General features: G+C 63.7%; 18 protein-coding genes. 12 read left to right on the top strand and 6 right to left on the bottom strand.

From position 1 onward, the window contains the following. Nucleotides 1–2: 2 nt before the first annotated feature. From AC07VY_RS22825 to AC07VY_RS22810, 4 genes are all read right to left on the bottom strand, one after another. Nucleotides 3–1,628, bottom strand: coding sequence for an inorganic phosphate transporter (locus AC07VY_RS22825; RefSeq protein ID WP_495099490.1), 1,626 nt, complete (start codon nucleotides 1,626–1,628; stop codon nucleotides 3–5). A gap of 144 nt (nucleotides 1,629–1,772) precedes the next feature. Then, on the bottom strand, nucleotides 1,773–2,696 hold the full coding sequence (locus AC07VY_RS22820) for a DUF808 domain-containing protein (protein WP_495099491.1): 924 nt from the start codon (nucleotides 2,694–2,696) through the stop codon (nucleotides 1,773–1,775). Nucleotides 2,697–2,862: 166 nt separating this feature from the next. Continuing rightward, nucleotides 2,863–3,141, bottom strand: coding sequence for a DUF2164 domain-containing protein (locus tag AC07VY_RS22815; protein WP_495099492.1), 279 nt, complete (start codon nucleotides 3,139–3,141; stop codon nucleotides 2,863–2,865). 11 nt (nucleotides 3,142–3,152) lie between these two features. Continuing rightward, nucleotides 3,153–3,716, bottom strand: coding sequence for an NADPH-dependent FMN reductase (locus tag AC07VY_RS22810; protein WP_495099493.1), 564 nt, complete (start codon nucleotides 3,714–3,716; stop codon nucleotides 3,153–3,155). Nucleotides 3,717–3,884: 168 nt separating this feature from the next. On the opposite strand from AC07VY_RS22810, the gene mnmG reads away from it, so the two are divergent. The 10 genes from mnmG to AC07VY_RS22760 all read left to right on the top strand — a co-directional run bounded on the left by mnmG (nucleotide 3,885) and on the right by AC07VY_RS22760 (nucleotide 15,626). Then, the gene (mnmG, locus tag AC07VY_RS22805) at nucleotides 3,885–5,858 is read left to right on the top strand and encodes a tRNA uridine-5-carboxymethylaminomethyl(34) synthesis enzyme MnmG (RefSeq protein ID WP_495099494.1); all 1,974 of its coding nucleotides are present in this window, start codon (nucleotides 3,885–3,887) and stop codon (nucleotides 5,856–5,858) included. Then, nucleotides 5,855–6,499, top strand: coding sequence for a 16S rRNA (guanine(527)-N(7))-methyltransferase RsmG (rsmG, locus tag AC07VY_RS22800; protein WP_495099495.1), 645 nt, complete (start codon nucleotides 5,855–5,857; stop codon nucleotides 6,497–6,499). Before mnmG ends, rsmG begins: the two co-directional genes overlap by 4 nt. 40 nt (nucleotides 6,500–6,539) lie before the next feature. Beyond that, a complete protein-coding gene (locus AC07VY_RS22795; protein WP_490591722.1) occupies nucleotides 6,540–7,154 on the top strand; it encodes a LysE family transporter in 615 nt (204 codons plus the stop codon). 24 nt (nucleotides 7,155–7,178) lie between these two features. Then, entirely contained in the window at nucleotides 7,179–7,949 is a 771-nt protein-coding gene (locus AC07VY_RS22790) for a ParA family protein (RefSeq protein WP_495099496.1), read from the top strand. 57 nt (nucleotides 7,950–8,006) lie between these two features. After that, on the top strand, nucleotides 8,007–8,540 hold the full coding sequence (locus AC07VY_RS22785; RefSeq protein WP_495099497.1) for an RBBP9/YdeN family alpha/beta hydrolase: 534 nt from the start codon (nucleotides 8,007–8,009) through the stop codon (nucleotides 8,538–8,540). A 13-nt stretch (nucleotides 8,541–8,553) separates the two neighbouring features. After that, nucleotides 8,554–9,474, top strand: a complete 921-nt coding sequence (locus AC07VY_RS22780) for a ParB/RepB/Spo0J family partition protein (protein WP_495099498.1) — start codon at nucleotides 8,554–8,556, stop codon at nucleotides 9,472–9,474. 15 nt (nucleotides 9,475–9,489) lie between these two features. After that, nucleotides 9,490–10,221, top strand: a complete 732-nt coding sequence (locus tag AC07VY_RS22775) for a class I SAM-dependent methyltransferase (RefSeq protein WP_495099499.1) — start codon at nucleotides 9,490–9,492, stop codon at nucleotides 10,219–10,221. Nucleotides 10,222–10,305: 84 nt separating this feature from the next. Continuing rightward, nucleotides 10,306–11,349: a peptidoglycan-binding protein gene (locus AC07VY_RS22770; protein WP_495099500.1), complete on the top strand. Its 1,044-nt coding sequence runs from the start codon at nucleotides 10,306–10,308 to the stop codon at nucleotides 11,347–11,349. A 98-nt stretch (nucleotides 11,350–11,447) separates the two neighbouring features. Continuing rightward, nucleotides 11,448–13,127: a phospholipase D-like domain-containing protein gene (locus AC07VY_RS22765; protein WP_495099501.1), complete on the top strand. Its 1,680-nt coding sequence runs from the start codon at nucleotides 11,448–11,450 to the stop codon at nucleotides 13,125–13,127. Nucleotides 13,128–13,631: 504 nt separating this feature from the next. Further along, nucleotides 13,632–15,626 (top strand): GspE/PulE family protein, encoded by a 1,995-nt coding sequence (locus AC07VY_RS22760; RefSeq protein WP_495099502.1) that lies wholly within the window; start codon nucleotides 13,632–13,634, stop codon nucleotides 15,624–15,626. An 8-nt stretch (nucleotides 15,627–15,634) separates the two neighbouring features. Here the strand turns inward: AC07VY_RS22760 and AC07VY_RS22755 are convergent, their stop codons facing one another. Beyond that, entirely contained in the window at nucleotides 15,635–17,059 is a 1,425-nt protein-coding gene (locus AC07VY_RS22755; RefSeq protein ID WP_495099503.1) for an FAD-binding oxidoreductase, read from the bottom strand. Nucleotides 17,060–17,122: 63 nt separating this feature from the next. Between AC07VY_RS22755 and AC07VY_RS22750 the strand changes: the two genes are divergently transcribed. Next, nucleotides 17,123–17,695 carry a cob(I)yrinic acid a,c-diamide adenosyltransferase gene (locus AC07VY_RS22750; RefSeq protein WP_495099504.1) on the top strand — a complete coding sequence of 191 codons (573 nt, stop codon included), beginning with the start codon at nucleotides 17,123–17,125 and terminating at the stop codon, nucleotides 17,693–17,695. 50 nt (nucleotides 17,696–17,745) lie between these two features. Here the strand turns inward: AC07VY_RS22750 and AC07VY_RS22745 are convergent, their stop codons facing one another. Then, nucleotides 17,746–18,168: a hotdog fold thioesterase gene (locus tag AC07VY_RS22745; RefSeq protein ID WP_495099505.1), complete on the bottom strand. Its 423-nt coding sequence runs from the start codon at nucleotides 18,166–18,168 to the stop codon at nucleotides 17,746–17,748. Between the two features lie 97 nt (nucleotides 18,169–18,265). Between AC07VY_RS22745 and AC07VY_RS22740 the strand changes: the two genes are divergently transcribed. After that, nucleotides 18,266–19,168: a DMT family transporter gene (locus AC07VY_RS22740; protein ID WP_495099517.1), complete on the top strand. Its 903-nt coding sequence runs from the start codon at nucleotides 18,266–18,268 to the stop codon at nucleotides 19,166–19,168. The last annotated feature ends 47 nt before the right edge of the window (nucleotides 19,169–19,215 follow it).

The raw sequence follows: 19,215 nt of genomic DNA, 5'->3' as shown, positions 1-19,215 counted from the left end.
GATTAAAAAATATGCGCGAACAGCCAGTACAGCGAGCCGGACAGCAGGATGGAGGCGGGCAGGGTCAGCACCCAGGCCATTAGCAGGTTACGGATGGTGGACATCTGCAGGCCTGATTTATTGGCCGCCATGGTGCCGGCCACGCCGGACGACAGCACATGGGTGGTGGACACCGGCAGGCCGTACATATCGGCTGCGCCAATCGTCAGCATGGCGACCAGTTCGGCCGATGCGCCCTGGGCGTAGGTGAGGTGGGTCTTGCCGATCTTTTCACCTACGGTGACCACGATGCGCTTCCAGCCCACCATGGTGCCCAGGCCGAGTGCAATGGCCACGGCCACCTTGACCCACAGCGGGATGAACTTGGTGGCGTCGTCGATGCGGCCTTTGAAGGCTTTCAGATTGGTCTTGGCTTCAGCACCCAGGTGCGCATCTTCGGCCTTGTCCAGGAAGCGGATGGCTTCGGACGCCAGGTACATATCGTTGCGCATATTGCCCACGGCGGCAGCGGGCACCTTGGCCAGCGTGCCGTGTTCCTTCACCTGCGTGCCGATGTCGCCCACCACCGCGCTCAGTGCGGGCACTACCTCGGACGTGAACTCCTTGGTGCGCAGGTAGGTGGTCAATGTTTCACGTGGATCAGCCGGTGCCACCACGCTGCTGGTGGTGCGCAGTGACTGCTGTGTAACCTGGGCCATGGCGGCGAATTGCACCACCTGGTCGGCGGGCATGGCGCGGTTCAGCGCGTAGGCCATGGGCACGGTGCCCACCAGGATCAGCATGATCAGGCCCATGCCTTTTTGGCCGTCGTTGGAGCCGTGGGCAAAGGACACGCCGGTGCAGGTCAGCACCAGCAGGCTGCGGATCCACCATGGGGGTGGCTTGTTGCCTTTGGGCTCGGCGTACAGCTCTTTGTTCTTTACCAGGGCGCGCAGGGCCAGCAGCAGCAGGGCGGCGCAGCCAAAGCCCACCAGGGGCGACAGCAGCAGCGAATAACCGATCTTGGTAGCCTGGGCCCAGTCCACGCCGCTGGTGCCGTCACGGCCGTGCATCAGCGCGTTGGCAATGCCCACGCCCAGGATGGAGCCGATCAGCGTGTGCGAGCTGGATGCCGGCAGCCCCAGCCACCAGGTGCCCAGGTTCCACAGAATGGCGGCGATCAGCAGGGCGAACACCATGGCAAAGCCAGCGCTGGAGCCCACATGCAGTATCAGCTCCACTGGCAGCAGCGAGATGATGCCAAAGGCCACCGCGCCGCTGGACAGCAGCACGCCCAGGAAGTTGAAGAAGCCCGACCACATCACCGCCACATTCGGCGGCAGGGAATGGGTGTAGATCACCGTGGCCACGGCGTTGGCCGTGTCGTGGAAGCCGTTGACGAACTCGAAGCCCAGCGCGATCAGCAGGGCCACGCCCAGCAGCAGGTAGGGCAGCCAGGTGGTGGCCACAGCGCCAGCATCCTGCACATCGCTGACCAGGCTGTAGCCGCTGAACAGCAGGCCTACGGCCAGCAGACCGATGAAGATGATGGCCGTCATGGGCCCGCTTTTACGGTCCAGTTGCGGCCGCGAGGTGGGTTGGGGGTGTGCCGGCTTGAAGGGCGCGGCTGCCGAGCTTGCGGTGTTCATGGAAAGAGCCTTGTGGGGGGAAGTCCCGCAAGTGTCTTTCTGGGCTGTGACAGTACCGTGACAAGCCCGCCCCGGGCGTTTATAGAGAAATGAGGCTCCAGCGCAGATAGCACCTGCGCTGGAAGCTATAAATTCAGTAGCGTATCAGTGCGTTGCCTTGGCAGGTCGCAGGCGCTGCACCAGCGTCACACCGGCCAGCACCAGGGCACCCGCCACGATGCCGGTGATGCCGTCGGCCAGCAAGGGCAGCAGGGTGGCGGCACCGGGTACGGCGGCGAGTTGTTGGGTAGCGGCCTCGACTCCGTGGTGCAGCACGGGCAGGCCGTGCGTCAGAATGCCGCCGCCCACCAGAAACATGGCAGCCGTGCCCACTACGGACAAAGCCTTCATCATCCACGGTGCGAACACCAGAATGCCCCGGCCCAGGCGCTGCTTCCAGGCGTTGGCTTGCTGGGTAAGGTAGAGGCCGCCGTCGTCCAGTTTGACGATGCCGGCCACCAGGCCATACACGCCTATGGTCATCACGATGGCGATGGTGCTCAGCACCGTCAGCTGGGTGCTGAAGCCGCTGGTCTGTACCGTGCCCAGGGTGATGGCGATGATCTCGGCGGAAAGGATGAAGTCGGTGCGCACCGCGCCCTGGATCTTGTCCTTCTCCAGCGCCACCAGGTCCACCGCCGGGTTGGCCACGGCGGCCGCCAGAGCCTGGTGCTGGGCGGCGTCTTCGTCCGGGCTGTGCAGGTATTTGTGCGCCAGCTTCTCAAAGCCCTCAAAGCACAGGTAGGCGCCGCCGACCATCAGCAATGGTGTGACGGCCCAGGGCGCGAAGGCGCTGATGGCCAGCGCCGCCGGCACCAGGATCAGCTTGTTGCGTAGCGAGCCCTTGAACACCGCCCACACCACCGGCAGCTCGCGTTCGGCCTTGACGCCCGCCACCTGCTGCGCGTTCAGCGCCAGGTCATCGCCCAGCACGCCGGTGGTCTTCTTGGCCGCGACCTTGGTCAGCAGGGCCACGTCGTCCAGGATGGAGGCAATATCGTCAATCAACACAAACAGGCTAGAGGCCATGGGGCAGGGTCTTTTCAGGTAAGGAGTTGCGCCAGATTGTCGCCGGGGCTGCGCGTTGGCTACCGGGGTGTGGCGGAGAATTTAAAGGAAAAGGGCCGCTCGCGCAGGAATTATCTGTGCAGGCAGCTATTAAATAAGTAGCAAATTGCCTTGGGTCACGTAGGGCTTACTTGGTGCGGCCCTTGGTGGCGCGGTCGTACTTGTTCCAGTAGGTGAAGGCGTCTTCATGCACCTCGATGTCTACTTCCATCACCCGCGCCTGCAGCCGCTCCTGCACATCGCTCACGCCCTGGTTGTAGACCAGCGGCCCGATTTCTTCGAGGAAGAAGCCCAACAGGGCGCCCGCGGCGATGTTGCCGATCTTCTCTTCCATGTTTTCCTGGAAGTAGCGCTCGATGGAGGCAATGGCTTGGGTGCGGGCGGCTTTGGGGATGTCGATGGGCATGGTGTGTGGGCTTAGAAAGTGTTGAGTGGGAATGCGGGGTCTTGTCCGGCGGGGCCGGGTGTGGCTGCCTGCTGCAGCGCCGCCAGAGCCTGCCGAATGCTGTGTGACACCACCGGGTCGGCCACCATGGCGTCTTCGGACAGGTGCGCGCCCAGCAGTGGGATGCTGATGGAGGCTGCTTCGACGATGGTGGCGGACATGGTCTTCAGCACTTCGCGCAGGGCGGCGTCGGCGATGTGGGCGCGCGGCGAGGCGTTGAATACGGCCACTGGTTTGCCCACAAAGGGCTCGAAGCTGACCAGCCAGTCCAGCGCATTTTTCATCGCGCCGCTGATGCCGTGCGCATATTCCGGGCTGGCGAGCAGCAGCGCATCGGCGGCTTGGACCTCGGCGTACAGGGCACAGACAGCGGGCTGCTGGGCCGGGTCCAGATCGGGGTTGAACAGCGGCAGCTGGCCTACACAATGGCTGACGTGGACCTGCACATCCGGTTCAGCCAGGCGGGCGGCGGCGCGCAGCAGGGCGCTGTTGATGGAAGCAGCGCGTAGGCTGCCGGACAGGGCGAGGATGTGCATGGGACCAGAGGGGGAACGGGGAATCGGGCGCCGGGGGCCAGAAACGGTCCGGCCCACTAAAATATACAACCCCCAGCTTGAACCCTGCACGCCGTCCCTTTCGGGGCATTCTGCGCCGACGCGTCCGTGCAATCCGAGTAGGGCGCTTGAACCGATAGAGGAATGTGTATGTTGTACCCCCAGGAATTTGATGTGATCGTGGTTGGCGGCGGCCATGCCGGCACCGAGGCCGCGCTGGCTGCTGCGCGCATGGGCAGCAAGACGCTGCTGCTGACGCACAACATCGAGACCCTGGGCCAGATGAGCTGCAACCCGTCCATCGGCGGCATCGGCAAGGGCCATTTGGTGAAGGAGGTGGACGCGCTGGGTGGTGCGATGGCCTTGGCCACCGACGAAGGCGGCATCCAGTTCCGCATCCTCAATTCCAGCAAGGGCCCGGCCGTGCGCGCCACCCGCGCCCAGGCCGACCGCGTGCTGTACAAGGCCGCGATCCGCCGCATGCTGGAAAACCAGCCGAACCTGTGGCTGTTCCAGCAGGCGGTAGACGACCTGATGATCGAAGGCGACCGCGTGGTCGGCGCCGTCACCCAGGTTGGCATCCAGTTCCGCAGCCGCACCGTGGTGCTGACGGCCGGCACCTTCCTGGACGGCAAGATCCATGTGGGCCTGAACAATTACGCCGCCGGCCGTGCCGGTGATCCGCCGGCGGTCAGCCTGAGCGCACGACTCAAGGAACTCAAGCTGCCGCAAGCCCGGCTGAAAACCGGCACGCCGCCGCGTATCGACGGCCGCAGCATCGACTACAGCAAACTCGCCGAACAGCCTGGCGACGGCATGCCGGGCGGGGTGGGGGACCAGATTCCGGTGTTCAGCTTCATGGGCAAACGCTCCATGCACCCGGCGCAAATGCCGTGCTGGATCACCCATACGAATGCGCGCACCCACGAGATCATCCGCTCGGGTTTTGACCGCAGCCCCATGTTCACCGGCAAGATCGAGGGCGTGGGCCCGCGTTACTGCCCGAGCGTGGAAGACAAGATCAACCGCTTTGCGGACAAGGAAAGCCACCAGATTTTCCTGGAGCCCGAAGGCTTGACCACGCACGAGGTCTACCCCAACGGCATCTCCACCAGCCTGCCGTTCGACGTGCAGTACGACCTGGTGCGCTCCATGGTGGGCCTGGAAAACGCCCATATCCTGCGCCCCGGCTACGCGATCGAATACGACTACTTTGACCCGCGCAGCTTGAAAAGCAGTTTCGAGACACGGCAGATCGGCGGCCTGTTCTTCGCCGGCCAGATCAATGGCACCACCGGCTACGAAGAGGCGGCGGCCCAAGGCCTGTTCGCCGGCATCAATGCTGCGCTGCAGTGCCGGGGTGAAGCATCCTGGCTGCCGGGCCGCGACCAGGCCTACCTGGGCGTGCTGGTAGACGACCTGATCACCAAGGGTGTGACCGAGCCCTACCGCATGTTCACCAGCCGCGCCGAGTTCCGCCTGCAGCTGCGCGAGGACAACGCCGACATGCGCCTGACCGAAGCCGGCCGCCAAATGGGCCTGGTGGACGATGCGCGCTGGGAGTCGTTCAACCGCAAGCGCGATGCTGTTTCACGTGAAACAGAACGCCTGCGTGGCCTCTGGATCAGCCCGAAGAACCTGGCGGCAACCGAGTCCGAGCGGGTGCTGGGCAAGGCCATCGAGCATGAATACAGCCTGGCCGAATTGCTGCGCCGGCCCGATGTGAGCTACGGCCAGCTGATGACCTTGGCCGATGGCAAGTTTGCGGTGGAAGAGTTTTCTGCCGCTGTTCCACGTGAAACAGCCGAGGCCGATTTCGTTGCCGCGGTGTTGGAGCAGGTAGACATCAACGCCAAATACTCAGGCTACATCGAGCGCCAGAAGTCCGAGATCGACCGCGCCGCACACTACGAACACCTGAAGATTCCGGCCGACCTGGACTACCTGGCCGTCACCGCACTCAGCTATGAAGTGCGCCAGACTCTGAACAAGCACCGCCCGGAAACTCTGGGCCTGGCTTCGCGCATGACCGGCGTGACACCGGCGGCGATCTCGCTGCTGCTGGTGCATTTGAAGAAAATGGGCTGGAAGGACCGTCCCACGGTAGAAGAGGCCGTTCTGTGAGCGACCGTCTGCAAACCCTGACCCATGCCGCCGAACAACTCGGCCTGGCTTTATCGACCGAGCAGCTGCAGACCCTGCTGCGCTACCTGGACCTGATCCTGAAATGGAACAAGGTCTACAACCTGACGGCGGTGCGCGACCCGGACGAGGCGCTGACCCACCACTTGATCGACAGCCTGGCTGCAGTGCCGCCGCTGCAAAAGCATCTGGCGACTCTGGCGCCGGGCGCACGGCTGCTGGACGTGGGCTCGGGCGGCGGCTTGCCCGGTGTAGTGTTTGCCATTTGCTGCCCGGACTTGCATGTGAGCTGCGTCGACACGGTGGGCAAGAAAGCGGCCTTTGTGCAACAGGTGGCGCTGGAGCTGAAGCTGCGCAATCTGCGCGGTGTGCATGCGCGGGTAGAGAGCCTGACCGACACCTACGAGGTAGTGAGCTCGCGCGCATTTGCCTCGCTCTTGGACTTCACCACCTGGTCGCAAGCAGCGCTGGCCGAGCAGGGCGTGTGGCTGGCCATGAAGGGCAAACACCCCGATGCCGAGCTGGCCGCGTTGCCCGCGACGGTGGATGTGTTTCACGTGGAACTGCTGTCGGTGCCTGGTCTCGACGCCGAGCGTTGCATTGTTTGGATGAAGCGGAAATAGCCCTCGCTTAAACTCGGCGTTCACTCCGAGGATTTCCACCATGTTTGGCATTGCAAACTACGGCGCATTTGTCGCTGCCATCATCGTTTTCCTGCTGATTCCCGGCCCGGGCAATCTGGCTTTGATCACCTCCACCAGCAAGGGCGGCATCCGTGGCGGCCTGGCGGCCACCTTGGGTGTGATCCTGGGTGACCAGGTGCTGATGTGGACGGCCGTGGCCGGCGTGGCGGCTTTGCTGGCCAGCTATCCGGTGGCGTTTGCGGCGGTGCAGTGGCTGGGCGCTGCCTACCTGGCCTACCTGGGTGCCAAGATGCTGCTGGCCAAACCCGGCGACGCACCGATTCTGAACATCCGCCCATCACACTTCCTGCGCCAGGCCTTGATGATCACCTTGCTAAACCCCAAGGCCATCGTGTTCTATATGGCTTTCTTTCCGCTGTTTGTGGACCCGGTGCACCACCAGGGCCTGCTGACCTTTGCGGTGATGGCATTGACGATTGCCGCGCTGACCTTTGTGTACGGTCTGATCGCCACCCTGTTGACCCATTTTCTGGCCGAACGCATGCGTGCGAACCCGGTCGTGTCCCGCGCGCTGAACAAGCTGGCGGGTGTTTTCCTGATTGGCTTTGGCGTCAAGCTGGCCCTGTCGAAATAAGTTAAGTAAGCGCTGAAGGTTTCCATGGCTAAAGTTTTTTGTGTTGCGAACCAAAAGGGCGGTGTCGGCAAGACCACCACCACGGTGAATCTGGCTGCCGGCCTGGCCAAGGTCGGCCAGCGGGTGCTGATGATCGACCTGGACCCGCAGGGCAATGCCACCATGGGCTCGGGCGTGGACAAGCGCACGCTGGAGCTGACGGTGTATGACGTGCTGCTGGAGTCGGCCACGATTGCCGAGGCGCGGGTCAAGTCCGAGAAATGTGGCTATGACGTGCTCGGCTCCAGCCGCGAACTCAGCGGTGCCGAGGTCGAGTTGGTGGCCATGGAGCGGCGCGAAAAGCGGCTGCGCGCTGCCGTCGAGGCGGTGGCCGCCGACTACGACTTTGTGCTGATCGACTGCCCGCCCAGCCTGTCGATGCTGACACTGAACGGTCTGTGCGCCGCCAACGGCGTCATCGTGCCCATGCAGTGCGAATACTTTGCGCTCGAAGGCCTGACCGATCTGGTCAACACCATCAAGCAGGTGCACGCCAACCTGAATAAGGACTTGCAGATCATCGGCCTGCTGCGCGTGATGTTCGACCCGCGCATCACCTTGCAGCAGCAGGTCAGCGACCAGCTGAAGGCGCACTTTGCCGACAAGGTGTTCAACACCGTGATCCCGCGCAATGTGCGCCTGGCCGAAGCGCCCAGCTACGGCCTGCCGGGCGTGGTGTTCGACCCGTCCGCCAAGGGTAGCCAGGCTTATGTTGAGTTCGCCGAAGAAATGGTGACCCGCATCAAGACCATGTAATAAATGGGCTGCTGGCGCAGTAAATACCTGCGCCAGCAGCTACTAAATTAATAGCATATGACATCAGCACGCGTTTTACTCTTGCCCGGCTGGCAAAACTCCGGCCCCGGCCATTGGCAAACCCTGTGGGAAACCCAGTTCGCTGACCTGCGGGTCGAGCAGCACGACTGGTTGCAGCCTCTGCGCGGCGACTGGATCACCCGCCTAGAAGAGGTGGTGCAGCAGCAGGACGGCCCGGTGCTGCTGGCGGCGCACAGCCTGGGCTGCCATCTGGTGGCGGCCTGGGCGGCGGTGTCGGGCAGCACCGCGAAAGTGCAGGGCGCATTGCTGGTGGCTCCGCCTGATACGACCCAGTCGGATTTTCCGCCCCAGCTGCACCGCTGGGCGCAGCCGGTACTGCAGTCTTTGCCGTTTTCGGCGGCGCTGGTGGCGTCCATCGACGACCCGTATTGCAGCTTTGAGGCGGCCGCACAGTTGGCCGGGCACTGGGGCGCTTCGCTGCACAACATAGGCGCGCGCGGCCATGTGAATGCCGAATCCGGCCTGGGCGACTGGCCGCAGGGCAGGGCGCTGTTACTGAATCAAAAATAGAAAGCACATAGATATGGCAACCCCCAAACGCAAAGGCCTGGGCATGGGCCTGGACGCTCTGCTCGGCCCCAAGGTGCAAGACCCGGTGCCGCAAGAGCCCGGCCTGCCGACCGAGCTGCTGCTGACCGAGCTGGTCGCCGGCCAGTACCAGCCGCGCACCCGCATGGACGAGGGCGCGCTGTACGAGCTGGCCGAGAGCATCAAGGTACAGGGCATCATGCAGCCGATCCTGGTGCGGCGCCTGACCAGCGGCGACAACGCCGGCAAGTACGAAATCATTGCCGGTGAACGCCGCTTCCGTGCGGCCCGCCTGGCCGGGCTGGACCGCGTGCCGGTGCTGGTGCGCGATGTGCCCGATGAATCCGCCGCCGCCATGGCGCTGATCGAAAACATCCAGCGCGAAGACCTGAACCCTCTGGAAGAGGCCCAAGGTCTGCAGCGCCTGGTGAAGGAATTCGGCCTGACGCACGAGCTGGCGGCCCAGGCCGTCGGCCGCTCGCGCAGCGCCGCCAGCAACCTGCTGCGCCTGCTGAATCTGGCCGACCCGGTGCAGACCATGCTGATGGCCGGCGACCTGGACATGGGCCATGCACGCGCCCTACTGTCGCTGGACCGGGCCACACAAATTACTGCGGCCAGCCAGATCGCCGCCAAGAAGATGTCGGTGCGCGAGGCCGAGGGCCTGGTCAAGAAGCTCAGCGCCGAGTTCTCGCTGACCGCCTCGCCCAAGGCCAAGAAAGAGAAGTCGCGCGACTTGAAGCGGGTGGAAGAAGAACTCTCCGACCTGCTCATGGCCGAGGTGGAAATCCAGATCAAGAAGCGCGTCAAACGCCACGGCAAGATCGAGGAAATGGGCGAGATCGTGGTGCAGTTCGGCTCACTCGACGAGCTCAACGGCCTGATCGACAAGCTGTCGCGCGGCGCTGCCCGCTAAGCCGGTACTGCGCCCTTGCCACGCCTGCCCTGGCCCTTGCCTGCGCTGCTGGCCTGGGGCGGTGCCTGGGCGGTTTTTACCGTGTTGCTGTGGCTGGGCTTGCCGGTTCTCGGGGCGCTGGCCCTGGCAACAGCGGGCGGCGCGGCCTGCAGCCTGTTAGGCCGTAGCTGGTGGCGGCGTGGCCTGATTGCGGCGGGCTTTCCCTTGTCATTGGCCTTGTCGGGCACGCTGGCCCTGCCAGCCTGGGCCTGGTTGCTGCCCCTGGCCTTGCTGCTGCTGGTCTACCCGCTGAATGCCTGGCGCGACGCGCCCCTGTTTCCCACACCTGCGCGGGCCTTGCAAGGCCTGGCCGAGGTCGTGCCCCTGCCCGAGGGTGCGCTGGTGCTGGACGCCGGCTGCGGCCTGGGCCACGGCTTGCAGGCGCTGCGCCTGGCCTACCCGCAGGCGCGCTTGCAGGGTCTGGAGTGGAGCTGGCCGCTGCGCGCTCTGTGTGCCCTGCGCTGCCCCTGGGCGCGCGTGCGCCGCGGCGACATCTGGCGTGCCGACTGGGCGCCGTACGCCATGGTGTATCTGTTCCAGCGCCCCGAGAGCATGGCCCGCGCCTGGGACAAGGCCCGTGCGCAGCAGCAGCCCGGCAGCTGGATGGTCAGCCTGGAATTTGAGGTACCGGGTGTGCGCGCCACCGGCCGCCTGCAGGCGCCGGACGGGCGGCCCGTGTGGCTCTACCGCGTGCCGCTTACGCCATAAGCAGGACGTTTTTGCCGATGGATGGGTTGCGGCGAAATGATCGTTTCGTACACTGTGACGCATTTTTCTTTTACTAACATCAGCATGCAAAAAATCAAGATATCCCTCGTGGCAGCGTGTGCGGTCGCCCTTTTGGCCGGTTGTGAAACCACCGACATGAAAATGGGCAACCCTGAGGCCAAAACCGTGGCCACGGGCAGTGCCGGCGGCGCCAGCAGCGCGAATGAAAACTCGCAGCTGGAAAAATGCGCGTCGTCCCTGGGTACGGTGTCTTTGATTGAAAACGAGCAAGCCGGCTGGTACACCATCTTGCGTAATCAATACCGCCTGCCGCCCACGGCCAGCCTGCTGCGCCTGATGATCCAGCAGTCCAACTGCTTCATCGTGGTGGAGCGCAGCCAGACCGGCATGAACGCCATGAGCCGCGAGCGCCAGCTGCAAAACTCCGGTGAAATGCGCCAGGGCAGCAACTTCGGCAAGGGCCAGATGGTGTCGTCCGACTACGGCCTATCGCCTGAAGTCATGTTCAACCAGAACACCGGTGGCGCAGGCGCTGCGGTGGGTGGTTTGTTTGGCGGCACGGGCAGACTGCTGGGTGCCGTGGCCGGCCAGACCGCCACGCGTGAAGCCAGCGTGATGCTGACCATGATCGACAACCGCTCCAGCGTGCAGGTGGCGGTGTCGGAAGGCAGCGCCTCCAAGACCGACTGGGGTGGCATGGGCGCGCTGTTTGGCGGCTCCGGTGGCGGTGCTGCGGGCATGTACAACAGCACGCCCCAGGGCAAGGTGATTGCCGCGGCCTTCATGGACGCTTACAACAACATGGTCCGCTCGCTGCGCAACTACAAGGCGCAAACCGTGCAGGGCCAAGGCCTGGGCGGTGGCGGCAAGCTGGGCGTGGATGGCGGCACGGCTCCATCGCAAACCTCGGCACCTGGCGCGGCGTCGGCCAGCATGTCCATGAAAGCAGCCCAGGACAAGCTGAACCAGCTGGGCTATGACGCTGGCGTGGCCGATGGCTCCATGGGCCGTAAGACGGTGAATGCCTTGCGTACTTTCCAGAAAGACCGCAACATCAGCCAGACGGGCCGCCTGGATGCTGCCACCATGCAGGAATTGGGCAAGTAAGCCGGGCCCGCCCGGACAGTAGCAAAAAAGGGGTTGTGCGCAGGTACAGCCCCTTTTTTTATCGTTCCCCGTTAGAGCGTTATCGATGGAGGATGCGTATGCGAACCACGGTGTCAGGGCTCGTCAAGGTGCGGGCCATCAGCGGAACCTATGTCGTCTTTCTGGCCTTCGACATGCAGGAGGCGGACGCCAAAGGCCTGATGGGTTTTGCCATCCAGCGTACCGATCTGGTGGAAGACGAAACCATGTGGCTGCGCGGCAACAAGACCTTTCCCAGCATCCGCCCGCCCACCGGCTTTGAAGACGCCAACAGCCATGAGCACCCTTTCCAGTCCTTCCAATGGGCGGACTACACGGTCAAGCCGGGCTACAGCTACCAGTACCGCGTTATTCCCATGTACGGCCAGCCGGGCGCGCTGACCGAGAAGGCCGCCACCACGGTCACCATCGCCAGCGAGCCGCTGGCCGATGCCTTGCATGAAGTGCATTTCAACCGGGGCGCCATTGCCTCCCAGGCCTTCACCAAACGCTTTCCGGGGCAGACGCTGGACCAGGCCGGCGCACCCGCCTACGAATGGCTGGGGCGCGACCTGGTGCCCGGCCTGCTGGCCTTCATCGCCCGGGCCAAGGACCGTAGCTACAGCCTGCATGCGGCCATTTACGAGTTGCATCTGCCGGAAAAGCAGCCCTGGCCCGACGTGCTGCAGGCCTTCAAGTCGGCGCACCAGGCCGGAGCGGACGTCAAGCTGATCTACCACGGCCTGGACGACGACACCGGCAAGACCAATGCCCAGGCCATCGCCAAAGCCAAGATCAAGGGCATCAGCTTTCCGCGCAGCCACACCAAGCTGATGCACAACAAGTTCATCGTGCTCAGCCAGAACGGCAAGCCGGTGTCGGTGTGGACCGGCTCCACCAATATCAGCCGTAACGCCTTGTACGGCCAGCTGAACGTGGGCCACGCCATCCATGATGCAGCGCTGGCCCAGCGTTACCTGGGCTATTGGAATGAGCTCAAGGGCGACCCGGCGCCTGACGCCATCAAGGACTGGACAGAGACCAGCAATGCCCTGCCGCCCGCCACCACGGCGGACGCGCTGACGCCCATCTTCTCGCCGCACCGTGGCCGTGGCGTGTTCGATTGGTGGATTGCGCTGGCCGACGACCCCAAGCCTTTGTTCATGACCTTCCCCTTCGGCATCGTGAAAGACTTTCGCCCGGTGTTCGACAAAAACGACGGTGTGCTGCGCTTTGCCTTGCTGGACAAATATGTGAACGGTGGCAACGCCGCCTCGCGCGCCGCCGCCATTGCCGATATCGAGCGCATACGCCGCTTTCCGAACATCGGCATGGCCCTGGGCAGCAGCATCTTTGTGGACTGGATCGACGGCTGGCACCAGGAGAGCGGCGGCATCGGCGTCAACGTGAACTGGGTGCATACCAAGTTCATGCTGATCGACCCGCTGGGCAGCCAGCCGGCCGTTCTGGCGGGTTCGGCCAACTTCAGCGAAGCCAGCGTGGACACCAACGACGAAAATATGGTGTTGATCCGTGGCAACACCCGCGTGGCCGACATCTATTTCGGCGAGTTCATGCGCGTGTTTGCCCACCACCGTTTCCGCGAGTCCGTAAAGCGCCACATCGATCAATACGGCTCCGCCGCCGCCGACACCTGGAAGCCGCAAGACCTGTTTGAAGATTGGAAAAAGTGGGTGCCGGGCCAGTTCCGCAAGGGCTCGGAGTACGCGATCAAGCGAAGCTATTTCATCAGCGAGTAATGCCGGTCCGTAGTTCGCGGATTTATAGAAAATATGGCCCTAGCGCAGATATCTACTGCGGTAGCAGCTATTAAAAATATAGTGACTTCGATCATGGATATTGAGCAAGTGGGCATCATTTGTCGCGTGCGCAAAACCCTGGCGTCTTGCGGTTCAACGTTCTGGTTGTTCACAGCGCCGCCGTAGCGCTACGAAAACAGGGTGTACCGGTAGCGGTCCATGCCTTCCTTCGACTGGGGCGTCATAGGTGTGTTTCTGGACCCGCTGGATTGAGGCCGGCGGCATCGCGAGCTGCCTCATTCCGTTTCTCCGTCTCGTGGTCATTTTGGATACGGAATGCGTAAGCAGGTGGATTTTGTGAAAAATTATCAAATATCCACTCAATTTAGACGAATTGATTAAATCATTAATATCGTTTAAATCATTTTATTACAATGAGCTCTTTCAGATCGTATGCCGCTGCGATGCCAAAGCGGCGGCGAACAAGTACCGAGAGCTCCAGTGATGCGTAACTTTCCAGACACCAGTCCTTTGTGCGTCGATACCAACCTGCGTTCGCCCATGGCGTCCGTGCCATTGGCGGGGGAGCGGTCAACAGCCCAGTGTTTTCGGCCGCAGAATGCCGATGCTTTGTGGGACTTGGTGACTTCACCGCATCCCGTGGTGGGTACGGCACGCCATCTGGGAGAAGCCATCGTGCAGGCGGGTTTGGTCAGCCCGCAGACCATGGCGGCTTGCATGAAGATCCAGCAGGAGGAGCGGGGGAGCGGGCACCATCGCCAGCTTGGCCAGATTTTGGTCGAGCAAGGCGATCTGACCCGGGAGCAGCTGCAGCATGCGATCGATAGCTGGCTGGGCACTTACATGGTGGATCCAGGAGGTTTGAGTGCCGACCCGCAGGCCTTGGCTCTGGTGCCGCAAGCGGTAGCCGAACGGGAGTCCGTGCTACCGCTGATGGTGCGTGAAGATGCCCTGGTGCTGTTGGTGGCCAGCCCTTTGGGCCGGACGCTGATGGATGAATTGCGCTTCTTGACGCAGCGGCGTCTGGTCACCGTACAAGGCGCCCCAGGTACATTGCTGCCCGCCATCCAGCAGGCTTATCGTAGCCACCGGGCAGCCGCCATGCCAGTCACGCAAGCAACGGGAGCACCCGTAGCTGTTCCGCGTGCTACTGCCCTGGAACTGGCGGGCGACCTGGGTCGCAGCGCACGCGATGTGGATGCCGAGCCATCGGATACGGTCAGCGAGTCGGATAACACCTTGGTACGACTGATCAACTCCATCATTGACGAGGCTATTGCCCACCGCGCTTCGGACATTCATATCGAGACCGAACCCGCTCCCGCGAATGTGCGGATACGGTTGCGTGTGGACGGTGCCATGAAGCCGTATCTGGAAGTGCCGGGCCGCTTTCGTTTCTCGATTGTTGCGCGCATCAAGATCATGGCGGGTCTGGATATTTCTGAGCACCGCAAGCCCCAGGATGGAAAGATCGACTTCTCCCGTTTTGGTGGCCCGGCAGTGGAGTTGCGTGTGGTCACCGTTCCGACCGCGCACGGCCTGGAAGACGTTGTGCTGCGTCTGCTGGAAGGTGCCAAGCCCCTGCCGTTGGAGGCCATTGGCCTGAGCGCCGCCAACCTTGCTGCCTTGCGCGCCGTGGTGCAAAAAAGCTATGGCCTGATATTGGTCTGTGGTCCCACGGGCAGTGGGAAAACCACCACGCTGCATTCGGTCATACGGGATATCAATACGGATGGCCGCAAGATATGGACGGCCGAGGACCCCATCGAAATCACCCAAAGCGGGCTGCGGCAGGTGCAAGTGAACCCGCGCATTGGCTGGACGTTTGCCGCGGCCATGCGGACCTTTTTGCGTGCCGACCCCGACGTAATCATGATCGGTGAAATGCGCGATGAAGAAACCGCCAGGGTGGCCGTGGATGCATCATTAACCGGCCACCTGGTGCTCTCGACCCTGCATACCAACTCGGCGCCGGAAAGCATTGCCCGCTTATTGGAAATGGGCTTGAATCCCTTCAATTTTTCCGATTCGCTGCTGGCCATCTTGGCGCAGCGTCTGGTCCGTAGACTATGTACCGCTTGCCGCGAGCCGTATGCGGCCACGGGCGATGCGCTGCAGTCCCTGGCCACGCAGTATTTGGGCTGCGACGACGGTAGTGGCGTAACTTCCAGTGCGCATGAGGCATTGGTGCAGCGCTGGCGCGCCCAGTACGGGGCGGGGACGGGCGAGGTGAAATTATGGCGGCGCCGAGGCTGCAGCCAGTGCGAACATACCGGTTACCACGGGCGCATGGGCATCCATGAGCTGATGGTGAGTGATGAAGGCATTCGCCGGCATATCCGCCGCCAGGCCCCGGCGTCCGATATCCGCCAAGCGGCGCAGGCGGCGGGCATGCATACCTTGGCCCAGGATGGCATTGAGAAAGTGCTGCAGGGCTACACCGACATGGCCGAAGTAGCGCTGGCAAGCAATCTTTGAAAAGCAGCCTATAGGCGAAATATCTTGCCCGGGTTCAGGATATTCAGCGGGTCCAGCGCTTGCTTGATGGCGCGCATCATGGCGACGGCACCGGCGCCGGCCTCACTCACCAGGAAGTCCATCTTGTGCAGGCCCACGCCGTGTTCTCCGGTGCAGGTGCCGTCCAGCGCCAGCGCACGGTTCACCAGCGCGTGGTTGAGCTGCTCGGCCTTCTCACGCTCCTCGGCGCTGTCGGGGTCGATCAGGTAGCCGAAGTGGAAGTTGCCGTCGCCTACGTGGCCGACCAGGAAGTAGGGGATGCCGGAGGCGTCGGCTTCGGTCACCGAATCCAGCAGGCAATCCGCGAGCCGCGAGATGGGTACGCAGGTATCGGTGGAGATGGCTTTGCAGCCGGGGCGTGACTGCACGGCGGCGAAGTAGGCGTTGTGCCGCGCCGTCCACAGGCGGGTGCGCTCCTCGGGCGTGCTGGCCCATTCAAAGGCCTGGCCGCCGTGGTCGGAGGCAATCTCCTGCACCAGTTCGGCCTGCTCCTTCACGCCAGTGGGCGAGCCGTGGAACTCCATCAGCAGCATGGGTTCTTCGCGCAGGCCGAGTTTGGAATGGGCGTTGACCATGCGCACGGTATTCGCGTCAATCAGCTCCACCCGCGCAATCGGCACGCCCAGCTGTATCACCTGGATGGTGCTGCGCACGGCGGCCTCGATGCTGGGGAAGGAGCAGATGGCCGCCGATATCGCCTCGGGTAGCGGGTAGATCTTCAGCGTGACCGAGGTGATCACGCCCAGCGTGCCCTCGCTGCCGACCATCAGCCGCGTCAGGTCGTAGCCCGCGCTGGACTTCTTGGCGCGCGTGCCGGTGTGGATGGTTTCGCCGCTGGCGGTGACCACTTCCAGCGCCAGCACGTTTTCGCGCATGGTGCCGTAGCGCACGGCGTTGGTGCCGCTGGCGCGGGTGGCGCACATGCCGCCAATCGATGCGTCGGCGCCGGGGTCGATGGGGAAGAACAGGCCGGTGTCCTTGATCGCCTCGTTCAGCTGCTTGCGCGTTACGCCGGGCTGCACAGTCACTGTCAGGTCTTCGGCGTTGACGCTGAGGATGGCGTTCATGCGGCTGACATCCAGGCTGATGCCGCCTTGTACCGCCAGCAAATGGCCTTCGAGCGAGGAGCCCACGCCGAACGGGATGATGGGCGTGGCATGGGCCGCGGCCAGCCGCACCGCGTCGGCCACATCGGTCGTGCTTTCTGCAAACACCACGGCGGCCGGCGGCGGCACGGCAAAGGCCGACTCATCGCGCCCATGGTACTCGCGCACGGCCAGTGCGGTGCTGAACTGCGCGCCAAAGCGGGCTTGCAGGGCCTCAACCAGGGCGGGCGGCACTTCGCGGATGGCCAGGGTGGGCAGCAGGTGCTGGGAGGCGGTGGGGGCGTTCATGGGCTGTCTCCGGTTCGCTATAGATCGCGCACAATTCTCCCCTTATTCTGAAGGAGCAGCGCCATGGCCAACCGCCTCACGCAAATCGCCACCCGTACCGGCGACAACGGCACCACCGGCCTGGGCGACAACACCCGCGTGTCCAAGAACAGCCTGCGCGTGCACGCCATGGGCGACGTGGACGAGCTGAACAGCCATATCGGCCTGCTGCTGTGCGAACCCATGCCCGAGGGCGTGCGCGCATTGCTGGTGGAGGTGCAACACCAGCTTTTCAACCTGGGCGGCGAGCTGTCCATACCGGGTTTTGAGTTGCTCAAACCGGATGCCGTGCTGGCGCTGGACCAGGCCCTGGCCGAACACAATGCCACGCTGCCGCGCCTGGCCGAATTCATCCTGCCCGCCGGTACCCGTGCCGCGTCCCAAGCCCATGTGTGCCGCACCGTGGCCCGCCGCGCCGAACGCACCGTCGTGGCGCTGGAGCAGCAAGACGCGCTGAAAGATACGCCTCGCCACTACCTGAACCGGCTCAGCGATCTGCTGTTCGTACTGGCGCGGGTGCTGAACCGCGTGGACGGCGGGGATGACGTGTACTGGAAGAGCGAGCGGCTGGCGCGTGGCTCGGGTGAGGCGAGCTGATTGCTATTATTTGTGTAGCTGCTTGCGCAGATAAATCGTGCGTTGCAGCCTTATTTGGGCTCCAACACAGCCATGGTGATGCGCGACACGCAGGTGGGCTTGCCCGCGTCGTCCACCATGTCGATCTGCCACACCTGGGTGGTGCGGCCTATGTGCACCGGGCGTGCGGTGCCGGTGACCCAGCCGCTGGTCACGCCGCGCAGGTGGTTGGCGTTGATGTCCAGGCCCACGGCGCGGTGGCCGGGTGGCGCGGCGAACATGGCGCCGCAGGAGCCCAGGGTTTCGGCCAGTACCACGCTGACGCCGCCGTGCAGCAGGCCGTAGGGCTGGCGGGTGCGCGAATCCACCGGCACGCGGGCGCGCAGGAAGTCGTCGCCCACCTCCAGGAACTCTATGCCCAGATGGGCGATGGCGGTGCCCAGGCCTGCGGCGCTGAGCGATTCGACGGTGACGGCTTGTTTCCAGATTGGCATGGTGATGTCCCTGCGGTAGCGGCCAGATGCTGGCCTTGGCTATAGTCGTCTGCGATGGTAGCGGTTTGTCTTTTGCGCTGCCCCGACTTACCGAGTTCTGCCTGTGTCCTCCTCCCCTGTTTCTTCTGCTGCCGCGAATCTGCGCGGCATCGTCGCCATGGTGATTGCCGTGGGGGCCTTTTCCCTGATGGATGCGTCCATGAAATCGCTGACCAGCAGCTACCCGCCGCTGCAGGTGGCGTGCCTGCGCGGCTTGGCGGCCATGCCCCTGGTCTGCCTGTATGTGCTGTGGCGCAGGGAGTGGGGCGGTTTGCTGAAGGTGCGCTGGCCGCTGCATGTGCTGCGCACGGTGGTGGGTGTGACCATGCTGTCGGCGTTCGTCTACGGGCTGCGGACGCTGGGGCTGGCCGAGGCCTACGCCATTTTCTTTGTGGCACCGATGCTGATCACCATGCTGTCCATCCCGGTGCTGAAGGAGCGGGTGCGGCCCAGCCACTGGCTGGCGATTGCGGGTGGGTTTTGCGGGGTGCTGGTGGCGCTGCGGCCCAGCCAGGGGGCCTTTTTGTCATGGGGTGCGCTGGCCGTGCTGGTGTCGGCCAGCTGCTACGCCGTATCGGCCATCACCGGGCGCATTTTGAGCCGTACCGATTCCAGCGCCAGCCTGGTGTTTTGGGGCACCAGCGGGCTGGCCGTGGCCGGAGGTGCGCTGGCCTGGCCAGACTGGGTGGCGGTGCAGTCCGCGCATATTCCGCAGCTGGTGGTGATAGGCATCAGCGGCTTCATCGGCCAGCTGGCGATCACCCAGGCCTTCCGCTCAGGCCAGGCCTCGGTGGTGGCGCCGTTCGAGTACACCGCGCTGGCCTGGGGCATCTTGCTGGATGGCTTGCTGTGGCAGACCCTGCCGCAGGCCCGCACCCTGCTGGGTGGTGCCATCATCATCGCCAGCGGCCTGTACCTGATACGCCAGGAGCGGGTGAAAGAGCTGGTCGTGGCGCCTTGAGTGAAAAAGCCCTGTAGCGCAGGTAGTACCTGCGCTGATGGCTCCTA

The sequence above is a fragment of the Rhodoferax sp. GW821-FHT02C08 genome (genome assembly GCF_059421805.1).
The sequence above is the reverse complement of the archived record's forward strand: the minus strand, read 5'-3'. Positions and strand labels throughout refer to the sequence as shown.

Excerpts from the sequence above, each read along its gene's own strand:
- AC07VY_RS22750 (WP_495099504.1), top strand. The coding sequence starts at position 17,123 with ATGGCCAACCGCCTCACGCAAATCGCCACCCGTACCGGCGACAACGGC.
- AC07VY_RS22790 (WP_495099496.1), top strand. The coding sequence starts at position 7,179 with ATGGCTAAAGTTTTTTGTGTTGCGAACCAAAAGGGCGGTGTCGGCAAG.
- AC07VY_RS22765 (WP_495099501.1), top strand. The coding sequence starts at position 11,448 with ATGCGAACCACGGTGTCAGGGCTCGTCAAGGTGCGGGCCATCAGCGGA.
- AC07VY_RS22760 (WP_495099502.1), top strand. The coding sequence starts at position 13,632 with ATGCGTAACTTTCCAGACACCAGTCCTTTGTGCGTCGATACCAACCTG.
- AC07VY_RS22815 (WP_495099492.1), bottom strand. The coding sequence starts at position 3,141 with ATGCCCATCGACATCCCCAAAGCCGCCCGCACCCAAGCCATTGCCTCC.
- AC07VY_RS22745 (WP_495099505.1), bottom strand. The coding sequence starts at position 18,168 with ATGCCAATCTGGAAACAAGCCGTCACCGTCGAATCGCTCAGCGCCGCA.
- AC07VY_RS22795 (WP_490591722.1), top strand. The coding sequence starts at position 6,540 with ATGTTTGGCATTGCAAACTACGGCGCATTTGTCGCTGCCATCATCGTT.
- AC07VY_RS22820 (WP_495099491.1), bottom strand. The coding sequence starts at position 2,696 with ATGGCCTCTAGCCTGTTTGTGTTGATTGACGATATTGCCTCCATCCTG.
- AC07VY_RS22825 (WP_495099490.1), bottom strand. The coding sequence starts at position 1,628 with ATGAACACCGCAAGCTCGGCAGCCGCGCCCTTCAAGCCGGCACACCCC.
- AC07VY_RS22755 (WP_495099503.1), bottom strand. The coding sequence starts at position 17,059 with ATGAACGCCCCCACCGCCTCCCAGCACCTGCTGCCCACCCTGGCCATC.
- mnmG (WP_495099494.1), top strand. The coding sequence starts at position 3,885 with ATGTTGTACCCCCAGGAATTTGATGTGATCGTGGTTGGCGGCGGCCAT.
- AC07VY_RS22780 (WP_495099498.1), top strand. The coding sequence starts at position 8,554 with ATGGCAACCCCCAAACGCAAAGGCCTGGGCATGGGCCTGGACGCTCTG.
- AC07VY_RS22770 (WP_495099500.1), top strand. The coding sequence starts at position 10,306 with ATGCAAAAAATCAAGATATCCCTCGTGGCAGCGTGTGCGGTCGCCCTT.
- AC07VY_RS22785 (WP_495099497.1), top strand. The coding sequence starts at position 8,007 with ATGACATCAGCACGCGTTTTACTCTTGCCCGGCTGGCAAAACTCCGGC.
- AC07VY_RS22810 (WP_495099493.1), bottom strand. The coding sequence starts at position 3,716 with ATGCACATCCTCGCCCTGTCCGGCAGCCTACGCGCTGCTTCCATCAAC.